Below are 15055 nucleotides of genomic sequence, written 5' to 3' on the forward strand. Positions count from 1 at the left end.
CGGCCGGCCGGGGGGCGAAACCGAGTTGGGGCCCGCGATACGAGTTGGGGCAGGATGCTTGCAGCAGTAGTCGGACAAGGCGCAGTGCGAACAGAGGCAGTGCGATCAGAGGGGGCCACGTGACCAACCCAGCCAATCCGCTCCGCGACCCGCGGGACAAGCGCCTGCCGCGGGTGGCCGGGCCGTGCGTGCTCGTGCTGTTCGGGGTCACCGGGGACCTGTCGCGCAAGAAGCTCCTCCCGGCCATCTATGACCTGGCGAACCGAGGGCTGCTGCCGCCGGGCTTCTCCCTGGTGGGCTTCGCCCGGCGCGACTGGGAGAACGAGGACTTCCGCCAGATCGCCTACGAGTCGGTGAAGGCCCACGCGCGGACCCCGTTCCGCGAGGACGTGTGGACGCACCTGTCGGAGGGCATGCACTTCGTCCCCGGCGAGTTCAGCGACCCGGGCGCGTTCGACGCGCTGGCGATGGCGGTCAAGGAGCTGGACGAGAGTCGCGGCACCGGCGGCAACTACGCGTTCTACCTGTCGATCCCGCCGAAGTTCTTCCCGGAGGTCGTCGAGCAGCTGCAGCGCAGCGGGCTCGCCGACCGCGAGGAGGGCTCGTGGCGCCGGGTCGTCATCGAGAAGCCGTTCGGCCGCGACCTGAAGACCGCGGTGGAGCTGAACGACACCGTGCACCGCGTGTTCCCCGAGGAGGCGATCTTCCGGATCGACCACTACCTCGGCAAGGAGACGGTGCAGAACATCCTGGCCCTGCGGTTCGCCAACACGATGTTCGAGCCGATCTGGAACCGCTCCTTCGTCGACCACGTGCAGATCACGATGGCCGAGGACATCGGGATCGGCGGCCGGGCCGGCTACTACGACGGCATCGGCGCCGCCCGCGACGTCATCCAGAACCACCTGCTGCAGCTGCTGGCGCTCACGGCGATGGAGGAGCCGACGTCGTTCAGCGCCGACGCCGTCCGCGCCGAGAAGGCCAAGATCCTTTCCGCGGTGCGGGTGCCCGGCGACCTGGCGCAGTCCACCGCGCGCGGGCAGTACGCGGCGGGCTGGCAGGGCGGCGTGAGCGTCCAGGGGTACCTGGAGGAGGACGGCATCCCCGCCGACTCCCGCACCGAGACCTACGCCGCGGTCAAGCTGGAGATCGACAACCGCCGCTGGGCGGGCGTGCCGTTCTACCTGCGCACCGGCAAGCGGCTGAGCCGCCGGGTGACGGAGGTGGCGATGGTGTTCCAGCAGGCGCCGCACCTGCCGTTCTCGCACACCGACACCGAGGAGCTGGGGCAGAACGCCCTGGTGATGCGGGTGCAGCCGGACGAGGGCATCACGGTCCGGTTCGGCTCGAAGGTGCCCGGCACCTCGATGGAGATCCGCGACGTCAACATGGACTTCGCCTACGGCGAGTCGTTCACCGAGGCCTCCCCCGAGGCCTACGAGCGGCTGCTGCTGGACGTGCTGATCGGTGATCCGCCGCTGTTCCCGCGGCAGGAGGAGGTCGAGCTGTCCTGGAAGATCCTCGACCCGATCGAGGAGTACTGGGCGAGCCGCGGCGGCCTCGACCAGTACAAGTCCGGCGGCTACGGGCCCGACAGCGCCGACGAGCTGATGGCGCGGGACGGCCGAACCTGGAGGCGGCTCTAGTTGACTTCCTCCCCCGCTTACGGGCGGGCGATTCCAGCGGTCGCCCGCTGGGTTTCCTGCTTCGCCGACGAGTGCCCCGTCCGGGAGGTGCCCCGTTGAGGTCTTACACCGTCTCCACAGGCGGTCACCGCCAGCCCGGCGGCCAGGATGTTGCGCGCCGCGTTCACGTCGCGGTCATGCACGCTGCCGCAACCGCACGTCCATTCGCGGACGTTGAGCGGCAGCTCGGCGCGGACGGTTCCGCAGGTCCCGCAGAGCTTGGTGGAGGGGAACCAGCGGTCGACGACCACGAGGTCGCGGCCGTACCAGGCGCACTTGTACTCCAGCATCGTGCGCAGTTCCCGCCACGCGGCGTCGGAGATGGCGCGGGCGAGCTTGCGGTTCTTGAGCAGGTTGCCGGCAATGAGGTCTTCGATCACGACCGTTTGGTTCTCACGGACGAGGCGGGTCGACACCTTGTGCAGGAGATCGCGGCGCCGGTCGACGATCCGAGCGTGCACCTGGGCCACCCTGCGGCGGGCCTTGTCCCGGTTCACCGGACCGGGAGCTTTGCGGGCCAGCTCCCGCTGCGCCTTGGCCAGGCGGGCACGGTCCCGCCGCTCGTGCCGGGGGTTGGTGATCTTCTCCCCGGTGGACAGGGCCACCAGGGAGGTGATCCCGGCGTCCACCCCGACCGCCGCGTCAGTGGCGGGAGCGGCGGGGATGGTGTCCTGGCACAGCAGGGAGACGAACCAGCGGCCGGCGCTGTCGCGCGACACCGTCACCGTGCTCGGTTCGGCCCCCTCGGGCAGGTGACGCGACCAGCGGATGTCCAGGGGCGCGGCCATCTTCGCCAGCGTCAGGCGCCCATCGCGCCAGGTGAAGGCACTGCGGGTGTACTCGGCCGAGCAACGCGACCGCTTGCGCGACTTGAACCGCGGATAGGCGGCCCGCTTGGCGAAGAAGTTGGCGAACGCGGCCTGAAGATGTCGCAGCGCCTGCTGAGGCGGAACGCAGGACACCTCGGTGAGGAAGGCCAGTTCCTCGGTCTTCTTCCACTGCGTCAGCGCCGCCGAAGACTGCAGGTAGGAAATGCGGCGCTGCTCGCCGTACCAGGCCCGGGTGCGTTCTTCAAGCGCCTTGTTGTAGACCAGTCGCACGCATCCGAACGTGCGCGACAGCTCGGCCGCCTGCTCGGCGGTGGGGTAGAAGCGGTACTTGAACGCCCGCCTGACCTGCCGCGCCATGCCTCACAAGCTACCGGCCCGGGTGCGAGCGCAGAGGCCAAATCTCCCTGGGGAACTCGTCTTTCCACGTCCTGCTCGACAGGGGCTTCGTTTCCTCCCCGGCTTGAGGCCGGGGTATCCACGAAGGAGCACCGATGAACATCGATCTGACCGGCACGACGACCCGCAAGATCCAGGACGCGCTCACGCAGTCGCGGCACCTGATGGGCGGCCCCGCCGTCGGCATGGTGCTCACGCTGATCATCGTGACGGACGAGTCGGCCCAGTACGACGCGGTGCGCGCCGCGACCGAGGCGGCGCGCGAGCACCCCTGCCGGGTGCTGACCGTCATCTCCCGCGACCCGCGGGGCGGCTCGTCCCGGCTCGACGCCGAGATCCGCATGGGCGAGACCGGCCCCGGCGAGACGGTGCTGCTGCGCATGTACGGGCCGCTCGCCGAGCACGCCGACTCCGTCGTCGTCCCGCTGCTGATGCCCGACACCCCGGTGGTGACGTGGTGGCCCGGCGGCAAGGTGCCGAAGGTGCCCGCCAAGGACCCGCTCGGCCGGCTGGCGCAGCGCCGGGTGACCGACTCCTACGCGGCGCGCGACCGGCTCGGCACCCTCGCCCAGCTCGCCGAGGGCTACCGGCCGGGCGACACCGACTTCACGTGGACCCGGCTGACCTCCTGGCGGTCGCTGCTGGCCGCCGCGCTCGACCAGGACCACGAGGAGATCACCGCCGGCGAGGTGATGGCCGAGCCGGACTCCCCGAGCGCGGAGCTGCTGGCCGCGTGGCTGTCGGTCCGGCTCGGCGTCCCGGTGGGCCGGTCGGTCTCCGAGGGCCCCGGCATCACCGGCGTCCGGCTGGCGACGACGGGCGGCGACATCGTCATCGACCGCCCGGACGGGCGGGTCGCGACGCTGTCCCGTCCCGGCCAGCCCGACCGGCAGGTGTCGCTGATGCGGCGGCCGATGGCCGAGCTGCTGGCCGAGGAGCTGCGGCGCCTCGACCCCGACGAGGTCTACCGCGAGGCCGCCGCCCGGTTCGCCAAGGACCTCGCGGGCGGGACGCAGAAGCCGGGCGTGGCGAGCGAGCCGGTGTCGGCGACGCCCGACGCCGCCAAGACCGGGCCCGCCAGGAAGCAGGCCGAGTCCAAGCAGGGCGAGTCCAAGCCGCCGGCGCGCAAGGGGCGCGGCAAGTCGGGGGACGCGTGACTCCCCCGGCCGTCCTGGTCCACCGCGACCAGTCCCTGCTCGCCGAGGCGGCCGCGGCCCGGCTGGTGACGCGGATCGCCGACGTCCAGGCGGCGCGGGGCTCGGCGTCGGTCGTGCTCACCGGCGGCGGCGTCGGCACGGCGGTGCTCGCCGCGCTGGCCGCCTCTGGCGCCCGCGACGCGGTCGACTGGGGCCGGCTGGACGTGTGGTGGGGCGACGAGCGGTTCCTGCCCGCGGGCGACCCGGAGCGCAACGAGACCGGGGCGCGGGAGGCGCTGCTCGACCGCGTCCCGCTCGACCCGGCCCGGGTGCACGCGATGCCGGCGGCGGACGGCCCGGACGGCGACGACCCCGACGCCGCGGCCGAGCGGTACGCCGCCGAGCTGCGGGCCGCCGCGGGGGCGGGGGGCGGCCCGGTGCCGTCCTTCGACGTGCTGATGCTGGGCGTCGGCCCCGACGCGCACGTGGCGTCGCTGTTCCCGGAGATGCCGGCGCTGCGCGACGAGGGCGCGGTCGCGGCGGTGCGCGGCGCCCCGAAGCCGCCGCCGACCCGGATCTCGCTCACGTTCCCGTCCCTGCGCGCCGCGGACGAGGTGTGGGTGCTGGCGGCGGGCGAGTCCAAGGCGAAGGCCGTCGGGCGCGGGCTGGCCCCGGACGCGGACCCGTTCCAGGTCCCGTGCGCCGGGGCCCGCGGCCGGAGCCGGACCCTCTTCCTGCTGGACCGCGCCGCCGCGTCCGAGCTGCCGCCGGGGAGTTTCACCTCCCCGTGAACCCGGCATGAAGATAGGCCCGTACACCTGGGAGAAGACTGAACGGTAGCGGAGCTTCCGCATGCCTCGCCCGAAAGCGTGCATACCCTAACCAAGGGAAAACCCGCGTCGAGCGTGAGGAGTTCTCAGGTGCTCAAGGGTCGGACCGGGACGGCGAGTGCGGCGATCATCGGAGCGGCGGTGATCGCCGCTGCGGGCTGCTCGTCCGGCGGCGGAGACGGCGGCGGTGGCGGTGGCGGTGGCGGCAAGGCCGAGGACGCGGTGAAGCTCGCCATCACGCCCGCGACCGGCACGAAGCAGGCCGCCCCCGACAAGCCCGTCACCGTCACGGCGGACAAGGGAAAGCTGACCAGCGTCACCCTCGCCTACGGCAAGAAGGGCGCCAAGGCCGAGGGGAAGCTCGCCTCCGACGGCAAGTCATGGACGTCGTCATGGACCCTGCAGCCCTCCACGACCTACACGGTCACGGCGAAGGGCAGCGGGGACGGCGGCAAGGAGGTCACCGCGACGTCCACGTTCACGACCCTGACGCCGCAGAAGAAGCTGGAGAGCGGCATGTCGCCGCTGGACGGCGAGACCGTCGGCGTCGGCATGCCCGTGCAGCTGCTGCTGTCCAAGCCGGTGAGCACCAAGGCGGGCAAGGTCGCGGTGGAGAAGGCCCTCGAGGTCCGCATGTCCAAGCCGGTCGAGGGCGCCTGGTACTGGGTCAGCGACAAGGAGGTCGACTTCCGGCCCCGCGACTACTGGCCGTCCGGGCAGAAGGTGAAGGTCGTCGCGCACCTGGCCGGGCTGAAGGCCGGCGAGGGCATGTACGGCATGAAGGACCGCAGCGTCGAGTTCACCGTGGGGCCGCGGCACATCACCACCATCGACGCCAAGAAGCACCGGGCGACGGTGACCGACGGCGGCCGGACGGTGCGGACGATGAAGGTGAGCCTCGGCAAGCCGGGGCACGACAGCTACAGCGGCACGATGATCGCGCAGGAGAAGGCGGCGCACATCATCATGGACTCGGCCACCACCGGCGACCCCGGCGAGTACCGCATCCCGACGAAGTGGAACGTCCGCCTCACCTACAGCGGGACGTTCGTGCACTCGGCCCCGTGGTCGACCGACGCGCAGGGCAACGACAACGTCAGCCACGGGTGCGTGAACGCCGCTCCCGGGGACGCCAAGTGGTTCTACGACTTCACCAACCGGGGCGACGTGGTGAAGGTGACGGGCACGTCGCGGCAGCTCCAGTTCGGGAACGGGCCGACGCCGTGGGCGAAGTCCTGGGACGGCTGGCTCGCGGGCAGCGCCGTCGGCAAGCCCGTGACGGGCGCGCCCCTCACGTGACCCGGGCCCCGGGACCCGTCCCGGACCTCACTGGCACACTTGGTGCCATGCAGAAGCTCTCGTTGGACGCACGGGTACGGGACCTGATGAAGCGCGCCGCCGCGGCCTCGACCGGGCGCAGCGCCGACACGGTGTACGGCGGGCACGAGCACGTCCTGCGGCAGACGCTGATCACCATGACGGCGGGCACGTCGCTGGCGGAGCACGAGAACCCGGGCGAGGCGACGGTCCTGGTGATGCAGGGGCGGGTCCGGCTGGTGGCCGGGGAGGACTCCTGGGACGGCATCGCCGGCGACCTGCTGATCATCCCGGACGCCCGGCACGGCCTGGAGGCGCTGGAGGACGCCGCGGTGCTGCTCACCGTGGCCAAGACCAAGAACGGCTGACCGGGCCGCCCGGCCGCGGCACGAGGCGCGGAAGGGACCCGGGGCGGGCCGCCCGGTCGTCGGACGGCCCGCCCCGGGGCCTCGGCCAGGAGTGCGCGCCGCCTCAGTCGCAGGTGAAGTCCCGCGCGGGCAGGCGGCCGGTCAGCAGGTAGTCGTTGACGGTGTCCATGACGCAGGCGCTCGGATAGCCGCGCTGGTAGGGCGCGTGGACGTCGGCGTCCAGCGTGACCATCCGCGAGCCGCGCAGCAGCCGGTGCAGCGCCTCGTTGTTCGCGTAGGTGGTCCGCGTGTCACCGGTCGCGGCCACCATCAGCGCGGGCAGGCGCCCGCCGACCTGCGTCGGCCGCTCCGCGGGCCGCGTCGGCCAGAACGCGCACGGGTTGACGTCGCGGGTCAGCGGCGCGAACAGCGGGCTGGCCGGCCGGTTCCGCTCGATGTCGCGCCGGTAGAACTCCGGGTCGCGCGGCGCGGCCGCGTCCCCGCAGACGATCGCGGTCTGCCCGCTCCCGTACACCGACTCGGCGCCGGTGAGCAGGAACGCCAGCTCCTCCTCCAGTTCCTTGGTCGGCTGGACGCTCTCCCCCGCCGCGGCCTTGGCGAGGACGCGCAGCGACTGCGCGAGCACGGCCCTGGGCTCGTCCTCGTCGGTGCCGAGGTTGTCGAACAGCACGACCGGCAGCACCGTGTCGTCCACGCGGTACCGGCCGACCGCGAGCGGCTTCTCGGCGGACGCCTTGACGAGCGAGCGCACGGTACCGAGGACTTCGGCGCGGGTGCCGCCGAGGCCGTAGGCCGCGTCGCGCCTCGCCGCCCACTCCGCCCACGCGCCGAGCGCGTGGTCGTTGGCGCCTTCGGCGCCGGCCAGCAGCCGCGGGCCGAAGCGGGTCGGGTCGACCGAGCTGTCGAGGACGACGCGGTCGAGGCGGCCGGGGAACATCGTCGCGTACACCGACCCGAGGTAGGTGCCGTAGGACGCGCCGTTGTAGGAGACCTTCCGCTCACCGAGGGCGGCCCGGACGATGTCCATGTCGCGGGCGATGTTGCGCGTGCTGACGTGCGGCAGGACGCCGCCGTTCGTCCGCGCGCACCGCGCCGCCAGGTCCTTGGCGAAGGCGGTGGCCCGGTCGAACGAGCGGCGGCTCTCCCCCGCCGACCTGATCCACGTCCCGGAGGGCCAGCCGCAGTCGACCGCGGCGCTGCGGCCGAGCGAGCGCGGGTCCATGCCGACCAGGTCGTAGCGCGGCCCGGCCTTCCCCATGATGGAGCGCATGTAGGGGGGCATGTCGATGGCCGGTCCCGGGCCGCCGCCGTTGAGGATCATCGTCCCGATGCGGTGGCCGGGGTCGGACGCCTTCAGCCGCGAGATCGCGACCGTGATGGTGCGGCCGTCCGGGTGGCGGTAGTCGAGCGGGACGGTCACGTCCGCGCACCGGGCGCCCGCCTTGTCGAGATCCTTGCCGGTCTCGTCGCCGGATCCGAGCGTGCACGCCTTCCAGTTCAACCGCTGGTCGTAGAAGCGGGCGAGGCCCCCGCGCCCGCCCGTGGCGGCGCCCGGTCCGGCGGCGCGCGCGGCGGCCGGTGCGGCGGCGGCCGGGCCGCCCGCCCCGTCGCAGAACGCCGTCTCGACGAGCTTCATCTGGTCGTCGAACGCCTCCCTGGTGGACGGGTTCTCGTTGAGGTCGACCGTGACGCGGCGCCCCGACGGCGCGACGCCCGAGACGGTGATGTAGCTCTCGAGGCCGCCGGCGTGCCCCCACCAGGTACCGCCGCAGCGCAGCGGTGTCCCGATCAGCCCGAGGCCGTAGGCCGCGCCCTCCCAGACGCGGTCGGGGTCGGCGGGGACGGTCCGCCGCATCTGCGCGAGCATCTCCGGCGGCAGCAGGCGGCCGCCCATCAGCGCGCCGAAGAAGGCGTTCAGGTCCCGCGGGCTGGAGATGAGGGCCCCGCCGGCCCAGGCCACCGTCGTGTTCATCGCGGTGAAGTCCTCCCAGCGGACGGCCCCGTCGCGCTCCTCCCGCACGTAGCCGTGCGCGTACGCCCCCCTGATCCGGGTCTCGTCGCCCGGCCAGTAGGTGTCGCTCAGCCGCAGGGGCCGGATGATGCGGCGCCGGACCTCCTCCTCGAGGGAGTGGCCGCTCGCCTTCTCTGCGATGAGCCCGGCGATGACGTAGTTGGTGGTCGAGTAGTGCCAGCCGGGGCCCGGCGGCGGGAGCGTCAGCGCCCGCTCGACCAGCTCCTCCGGCTCGAAGTGCCGGAAGCGGTACCCGTCCGGCCCCGCGAAGGTGTCCATGTGGTCGGGCAGGCCGCTGGTGTGCCGCAGCAGGCTCCGCACGGTGATCTTGCGGCCGTCGTAGCCGCCCCGGTCGAGCAGGCCGGGCAGGTAGCGCTCGACCGGGGCGTCCAGCGAGATCCGGCCCTCCCGGGCCAGCTGGAGCACGGTCACGGCCGTGAACGTCTTGGTGACGCTGGCGACCCGCACCCGCAGGTCCGCCCGCATCGGGCGCCCGGTGCTGCGGTCGGCCACCCCGCTCCCGGCCGTCCACGTCCCGCAGGCAGGGTCGTCGACGCGTACGGCCGCGCCGGTGAGTCCGTGTGTCCCGGTCATGCGTTCCAGGGCCTGCCGCGTCGCCGTGCGGTCGGTGCAGCCGGCCTGCGCCGGCTCGGCCCGCGCGGGCGCCGGGACGGCGGCGGTCACGGCGATCGCGGCCACCGCCGCCAGCACCGCGGCCGCTCGCCTGGCGGCCCGGCGCCGCCTCGATCGTGTGGTCGTCATGGTCTCCGACGCTAGGCAGCGGCGGGCGCGGGCACACTGCGGGCAGCGGGCGGCCGGAGGGTGGGGACAGCCCCAGCACGCGCGTCGACCAAAGTCGACGCGGCGGCCGACCTGCGGCCGCTGACCGGGGCGGACGGCACGGCTACCGTTGGCCGGATGGACCTCCTCCGGCGACCGTGGCGCGACTGGCTCGGCGACCTCGGCGCCGCCGCCGCCGCGATGGTGCTCGGCTGGGTGCTGCTCCAGGGCACGATCGACGACCTGCCTGCCGGAGAGACGATCGCGGTCCGGCGGGACGTGCTCCTCGGCGCCGTCGCCTGCGTGTTCCTCGTGCTCTTCCGGCGGCGCCATCCGGTGGGCCTCGCGGTCGTGATGGTGTTCGCGCAGTGGACGGCGACGACGACGCTCGGCACGGCGGCGATCGCGATGTACTCGCTGGCCATGCTGCGCCCCTGGCGGATCGCCCTGCCGATCGCCGGCGCGAACCTGGCGCTGATCATCGGGCTCTTCTGGGCGTCGGCCTCCGGGACCGACTTCCGCGAGGGCAGCGTCATCTTCGCGCTGATCTACGCGGTCCTCATCACGACGGGGATGCTGGTGCGGTCCCGGCGGCAGCTGATCGCGTCGCTGGAGGAGCGGGCCCGCGCCGCGGAGACCGAGCAGCGGCTGCGGGTCGAGGAGGCCCGGCTGCTGGAGCGCGAGCGGCTCGCCCGCGAGATGCACGACGTCCTGGCGCACCGCATCTCGCTGCTGGCCGTGCACGCGGGGGCGCTGGAGTTCGGCCCGGGGACGCCCGAGGGCCAGCGGGAGGCCGCCGGGGTCATCCGGCGGAGCGCCTACGAGGCGATGGAGGACCTGCGCGAGGTGATCGGCGTGCTGCGGGACGACTCGCCCGGCGCCGATCCCGAGCGCCCGCAGCCGACGCTCGCCGACGTCCCCGGGCTCGTGGAGGAGTCGAGGCGCGCCGGGAGCCGCGTCAGCCTGGAGCAGAACGTCCCCGACCCTGGCCTGGTCCCCTCCCGCGTCGGGCGGCACGCCTACCGGATCGTCCAGGAGGGGCTGACGAACGCCCGCAAGCACGCACCGGGCGCGCATGTCCGGGTCCGCCTCGACGCGGGAGCCGAACTGGAGGTCGAGATCGTGAACGCGCTGCCGGCCGTCCCGCCGCCGCTGCCCCTCCCCGGTTCCGGTACGGGCCTGGTCGGCCTCGCCGAGCGGGTGGCGCTCCTCGGCGGGACGCTGGAGCACGGCCGCACCGGCGACGGCCGGTTCCGCCTGCGCGCCCGCCTTCCGCTACGGTCGGCGCATGGCGCAGGGACCGGTGGGAAAGGTGATACGCATGGCAGCGAACTCCTCTGACGGGCCCGTCCTGGAAGAACTCGACCGCGACGAGTGCATGAAGCTCCTCGCCGGCGGCACCATCGGCCGGGTGGCGTTCGACGACGGCGAGGGACCGACGGTCGTCCCGGTGAACTACGCCGTCGAGGGCGACGCGGTGATCTTCCGCACGTCGGCCTCGGGCCGGCTGAACCGCAACCTGCTGACGGCGGTGGCCGGCGGGGAGGTCCGGGCGGCCTTCGAGGTCGACAGGTTCGACGAGGCCGACCACGCGGGCTGGAGCGTGCTGCTGCGCGGCGGCGCGCATCCCCTGTCCGAGGCGGAGAAGGCCGAGGTCGCGCAGGTCCGCCCCTGGCCGGGCGGCGACCGGGAGGCGTGGTTCCGGCTGGCGGCGTCGAGCGTCACCGGGCGCCGCCTGCGCCGTCCCTGAGACGCCCGTAGGGTGGCGGGATGGACTCCCCTCCCGTCCGTGTCCTGATCGTGGACGACGACGCGCTCGTCCGGGCCGGCCTGTCGATGATGCTGGCGAGCGCCGGCGACCTGGAGGTGGTCGCCGACGTCTCCGACGGCGCCGAGGTCGTCGCCGCCGTCAACCAGCACCGGCCCGACGTCGTGCTGATGGACATCCGGATGCCGCGGCTGGACGGCCTCGCGGCGACCGAGCTGCTGCGCGGCCGCCGCGAGCCGCCCGAGATCATCATCCTGACCACGTTCGACTCCGACGACCACATCCTGCGGGCGATGCGCGCGGGGGCGAGCGGCTTCCTGCTGAAGCACACCCCGCCGCCGGAGATCGTCGCGGCGATCCGGCGGGTGGCGGCCGGCGAGCCGATGATGTCGCCCGCGGTACTGCGCAAGATGATGGCGTACGTGGCCGAGAGCGGCGCGGACCCGCGCCGGGCCCGCGCCCGCGAGCTGCTCGCCCGGCTCAGCGAGGGCGAGCGGGCCGTGGCCGCGCTGGTCGGGCGCGGCCGGACCAACAGCGAGATCGGCAGGGAGCTGTCGCTCAGCGTCGCCACCGTGAAGGCGTACGTGTCGCGGCTGCTGACCAAGCTGGAGCTGAACAACCGCGTCCAGATCGCGCTCCTCGTCCACGACGCCGCCCTCGACGCCGGCGCTCGCGACTAGCGCTCCGGGCCGCGCCGCACCAGGGGGACGTGGCGGAGCAGCAGCGCGGCCGCCAGGCCCACCGCGGCGGCGGGCAGCGCGGCGACGAACAGGGTGGAGAACGCGTCCGCGAAGGCCTCGGCGACGCCGTCGCGCACCGGCGCCGGGAGGGTCTCCAGGACCTCGGGGCGGACGGCGTCCTCGAACGCGGGCACCCGCCCGTCCGGGACGCGCCGGACGATCTCCTCGGCGAACCGGTTCGCCACGACGGCGCCGAACACCGCCATCCCGGCGGCGGTGCCGAGCATCCGGCTCGCGAAGACGCCCGAGCTCGCCGCGCCGAGGTCGCGGTGCGGCGCGGCCTGCTGCGCGATGAGCATGACGACCTGCTGGGACAGCCCGGCCCCGAAGCCGAGGACGGCCATGTAGCAGCCCGCGGTGACCAGGCCGGTGCGGGTGTCCATGGTCGCCAGCAGCGCGATCCCCGCCGCGCTGACCGCCATGCTCGCCGCGGGCAGCCGGTGGTAGCGGCCGGTCCGGTGGATGTACCGGCCGGCGGCCACGGACGCGGCCAGGAGGGCGGCCATCATGGGGAGCAGCAGCAGGCCCGACCTGGTGGCGCCCACTCCCCCGACGACCTGGAAGAACATCGGCAGGTAGGTGGCGAGCCCGAACCCCGTCGCGCCGCCGACGGCCGCGACGACGCAGGCCACGCTGAACGAGCGGTCGCGGAACAGGCGCGGCGGGACGACCGGTTCGGCGGCCGCCCGCTCGGCCAGCACCCACGCGGTGAACAGCACGGCCGACGCCGCCGCAAGCGCGAGGACGGCGGGCGAGCCCCACGCATGGCGCGTCCCGGCCCAGCTGGTGAACAGGGTGAAGCAGGTGACGGCCGCGCCGAGCAGGACGATCCCGGCGTAGTCGATCCGCGGCCTGCCCTCGGGCGCGGGCAGCCGCAGGAACAGCACGATGACGGCGGTCGCGGCGATGCCGAGCGGCAGGTTGAGGTAGAAGACCCACCGCCAGGACGCGTGGTCGGTGAGCACCCCGCCGGCGAGCGGTCCCGCGATGCTGGACACCGCGAAGACCAGCGCCGAGTACCCCTGGTACCGGGCGCGCTCGCGCGGCTCGAACAGCTCGCCGGTGAGCGCGAACATCGAGCTCATCAGGCAGCCGGCGGCGGCGCCCTGGCCGGCGCGGAACACGATCAGCCAGGTCATGCCGGGCGCCGCGCCGCACGCCGCCGATCCGGCGAGGAAGCCGAGCAGCCCGATCAGCAGCACGCGGCGGCGGCCGAACAGGTCCCCGAGCCGTCCCGACAGCGGGACGGTGACGCTGGTGGCCAGCACGTACGCCGTCGACACCCAGGCGAGCCGGTCCAGCCCGCCGAGGTCGCCGACGATCGTCGGCAGCGCGGTGCCGAGCACCGTCGCGTCCAGCGAGGACATGAGCCCGGCGAGCATCAGCCCGCCGAACACCAGCAGCCGGTGCCGGTCGGTCATCGGCGCGGTCGCGGAAACCATCTGCACCTCACATTCGTTTGCTTTGAGCATTTGAATGCTAAGAGCAACTATATGAGCTGCGCAACCTGGTTACACTGTCGCCATGAGCGAGGAGGCACTGGACGCCGTCGAACGGAGCATGGTCAAGCTGCGCCGCGGGATGTCGCGGCAGCGGCTGGGCAAGGCGGCGGTGCGGGAGCACAACCTCCCCGTGGACGTGCAGGTCCTGCACGTCGTGGACATCGTCGACGAGGGTCCCGACCGGCCCGGCGAGGAGATGAGCGTCGGCCTGGTCGCCGCCCGCCTCGGCGTGGACGCCTCACGCGGCAGCCGCATCGTCGCCGAGGCGGTCAAGTCGGGCTATGTCCGGCGGGTCGCGTCCCAGGAGGACGGCCGCCGCATCCATCTGGAACTCACCGACGCCGGGCGGTCCGTCGTCGAGGCGACCCGCCGCACCCGCCAGGAGCACTTCGCCAAGGCCATGAGCGACTGGACGGACGAGGAGCGCGCCGAGTTCGCCCGCCTGCTGTCCAGGTTCGTCCACACCTACGACGCCTGACGGGCTCCGGCCGCGGCGCTCGGACCGCCGGGCGGGAGGCGGCGCCTCCGCCTCTGGTCGCAGCCCGCGGGCGTCCGGTTGCGCCTCAGGTTGCAAGGCCGGCCCGCCGGGTGCGGCCGAGAGGAGGAGAGCGCCGCGGGCGCCGCCGCCTAGGCTGTGCGCATGGGTCGTCGCCGTGGTCCCGTTCCGCCGCGCGGCCGCGCACGGGACGCGGCCCTGGCCGGCGCCGTGCTGCTGGTGGTGGCCGCCAGCAGCGTGGGCTCGCTCGTCGGCGACCGCGCGGAGCCCTGGGGCGTCACCGCCCTGGGCTGGGCGCTCATCGCGGCGACCTGCGGAGCGCTGTACCTCACCCCCCGCCACCCGGTGGCCGTCGGATCGCTCGTCCTGGTGCTCACGTTCGGCTACTACGTCCTCTCCGCCTACGACGGAGCGCTGATGATCGCGCTCACCGTCGCGCTGTACCAGGTCGCGGCGGCGGGCAGGCTCCAGGCGGCCGTCGCCCTCGGCGCGCTGACGGTGATCGGCACCGGGGCCGGCACGCTCCTCGGCAACAGGGACGTCAACAGCGTCGCGCTGTTCATGCTGTCCGGGTGGGTGGTGGTCATGGTCGCGCTGGGCTGGGTCCGGCACAGCCGCCTGGCCTACCTGCGCGAGGCCGAGCGGCGCGCCGCCGGGGAGGAGCGGCTGCGCATCGCCCGCGAGCTCCACGACGTCGTCGGCCACCACATCTCCCTCATCAACGTCCAGGCGGGGACTGCCCTGCACCGGTTCCACCGGGACCCGGCGAACGGCGAGGCCGCCCTCGCGGCGATCAAGGAGTCGAGCAGGGAGGCGCTGCGCGAGCTCCGCGCGACGCTCGGGGTGCTGCGGCAGGCCGACGAGGAGGCGCCGACCGCGCCCGCGCCCGGCCTGGACCGGATCGGCGAGCTGGTGGCGCCGGCGCGGTCGGCGGGCCTCACGGTGCACGTCAGCGTCGGCGACGCTGCGGACCCGCCGGCCGAGGTCGGCCTGGCCGCGTACCGGATCGTCCAGGAGTCCCTCACCAACGTGGTGCGGCACGCCGCCGCCCGCGAAGTGACCGTGAACGTCGCGCCCGGCCGCGGGGAACTGCTCGTCGAGGTCGCCGACGACGGCCGCGGCCCGGCCGCAGCGGGCGGCGAACGCGGTCGGCAAGGCCCTCGTCCAGCAGGCGCAGAACGGCGGCGTCACGCTCC

At 73.7% G+C, this 15055-nt stretch carries 13 protein-coding genes; 10 read left to right on the top strand and 3 right to left on the bottom strand.

The genetic code is table 11. The features are described from left to right. Positions 1-119: 119 nt before the first annotated feature. A complete protein-coding gene (gene zwf / locus ABWI07_RS22835; protein ID WP_353819733.1) occupies positions 120-1646 on the top strand; it encodes a glucose-6-phosphate dehydrogenase in 1527 nt (508 codons plus the stop codon). A 17-nt stretch (positions 1647-1663) separates the two neighbouring features. Here the strand turns inward: zwf and ABWI07_RS22840 are convergent, their stop codons facing one another. Beyond that, positions 1664-2872 carry an RNA-guided endonuclease InsQ/TnpB family protein gene (locus ABWI07_RS22840; protein WP_353819734.1) on the bottom strand — a complete coding sequence of 403 codons (1209 nt, stop codon included), beginning with the start codon at positions 2870-2872 and terminating at the stop codon, positions 1664-1666. 134 nt (positions 2873-3006) lie between these two features. Here ABWI07_RS22840 and ABWI07_RS22845 point away from each other — a divergent pair, with 134 nt between their 5' ends. From ABWI07_RS22845 to ABWI07_RS22860, 4 genes are all read left to right on the top strand, one after another. Continuing rightward, positions 3007-4068, top strand: coding sequence for a glucose-6-phosphate dehydrogenase assembly protein OpcA (locus ABWI07_RS22845; RefSeq protein WP_149258160.1), 1062 nt, complete (start codon positions 3007-3009; stop codon positions 4066-4068). After that, a complete protein-coding gene (gene pgl, locus ABWI07_RS22850) occupies positions 4065-4838 on the top strand; it encodes a 6-phosphogluconolactonase (protein ID WP_149258159.1) in 774 nt (257 codons plus the stop codon). Before ABWI07_RS22845 ends, pgl begins: the two co-directional genes overlap by 4 nt. 129 nt (positions 4839-4967) lie before the next feature. Then, positions 4968-6176 carry a L,D-transpeptidase gene (locus ABWI07_RS22855; RefSeq protein WP_353819735.1) on the top strand — a complete coding sequence of 403 codons (1209 nt, stop codon included), beginning with the start codon at positions 4968-4970 and terminating at the stop codon, positions 6174-6176. A gap of 47 nt (positions 6177-6223) precedes the next feature. Beyond that, on the top strand, positions 6224-6562 hold the full coding sequence (locus ABWI07_RS22860) for a cupin domain-containing protein (protein ID WP_353819736.1): 339 nt from the start codon (positions 6224-6226) through the stop codon (positions 6560-6562). A gap of 103 nt (positions 6563-6665) precedes the next feature. On the opposite strand, the gene ABWI07_RS22865 is transcribed toward ABWI07_RS22860, so the two are convergent. Beyond that, a complete protein-coding gene (locus ABWI07_RS22865; RefSeq protein WP_353819737.1) occupies positions 6666-9335 on the bottom strand; it encodes an alpha/beta fold hydrolase in 2670 nt (889 codons plus the stop codon). A gap of 156 nt (positions 9336-9491) precedes the next feature. Between ABWI07_RS22865 and ABWI07_RS22870 the strand changes: the two genes are divergently transcribed. From ABWI07_RS22870 to ABWI07_RS22880, 3 genes are read left to right on the top strand one after another with little or no spacing between them, the layout of a single operon-like run. Next, positions 9492-10694: a sensor histidine kinase gene (locus tag ABWI07_RS22870; protein WP_353819738.1), complete on the top strand. Its 1203-nt coding sequence runs from the start codon at positions 9492-9494 to the stop codon at positions 10692-10694. Further along, positions 10675-11103, top strand: a complete 429-nt coding sequence (locus ABWI07_RS22875; RefSeq protein WP_149258154.1) for a pyridoxamine 5'-phosphate oxidase family protein — start codon at positions 10675-10677, stop codon at positions 11101-11103. The genes ABWI07_RS22870 and ABWI07_RS22875 overlap by 20 nt, the downstream gene beginning before the upstream one ends. A gap of 20 nt (positions 11104-11123) precedes the next feature. Further along, positions 11124-11801 carry a response regulator transcription factor gene (locus ABWI07_RS22880; protein WP_149258153.1) on the top strand — a complete coding sequence of 226 codons (678 nt, stop codon included), beginning with the start codon at positions 11124-11126 and terminating at the stop codon, positions 11799-11801. On the opposite strand, the gene ABWI07_RS22885 is transcribed toward ABWI07_RS22880, so the two are convergent. Next, complete coding sequence (locus ABWI07_RS22885) at positions 11798-13303, bottom strand: MDR family MFS transporter (protein ID WP_160160866.1); 1506 nt, start codon at positions 13301-13303, stop codon at positions 11798-11800. The genes ABWI07_RS22880 and ABWI07_RS22885 overlap by 4 nt on opposite strands. 82 nt (positions 13304-13385) lie before the next feature. On the opposite strand from ABWI07_RS22885, the gene ABWI07_RS22890 reads away from it, so the two are divergent. Together ABWI07_RS22890 and ABWI07_RS22895 are read left to right on the top strand one after the other, a co-directional pair. Next, positions 13386-13841: a MarR family winged helix-turn-helix transcriptional regulator gene (locus tag ABWI07_RS22890; RefSeq protein WP_149258151.1), complete on the top strand. Its 456-nt coding sequence runs from the start codon at positions 13386-13388 to the stop codon at positions 13839-13841. Positions 13842-14003: 162 nt separating this feature from the next. Continuing rightward, positions 14004-15055 (top strand): sensor histidine kinase (locus ABWI07_RS22895; protein WP_353819739.1); only part of this gene is annotated, 1052 nt, incomplete at its 3' end.

The organism is Actinomadura sp. NPDC000600 (assembly GCF_040492135.1).
Taxonomy (GTDB): domain Bacteria; phylum Actinomycetota; class Actinomycetes; order Streptosporangiales; family Streptosporangiaceae; genus Spirillospora.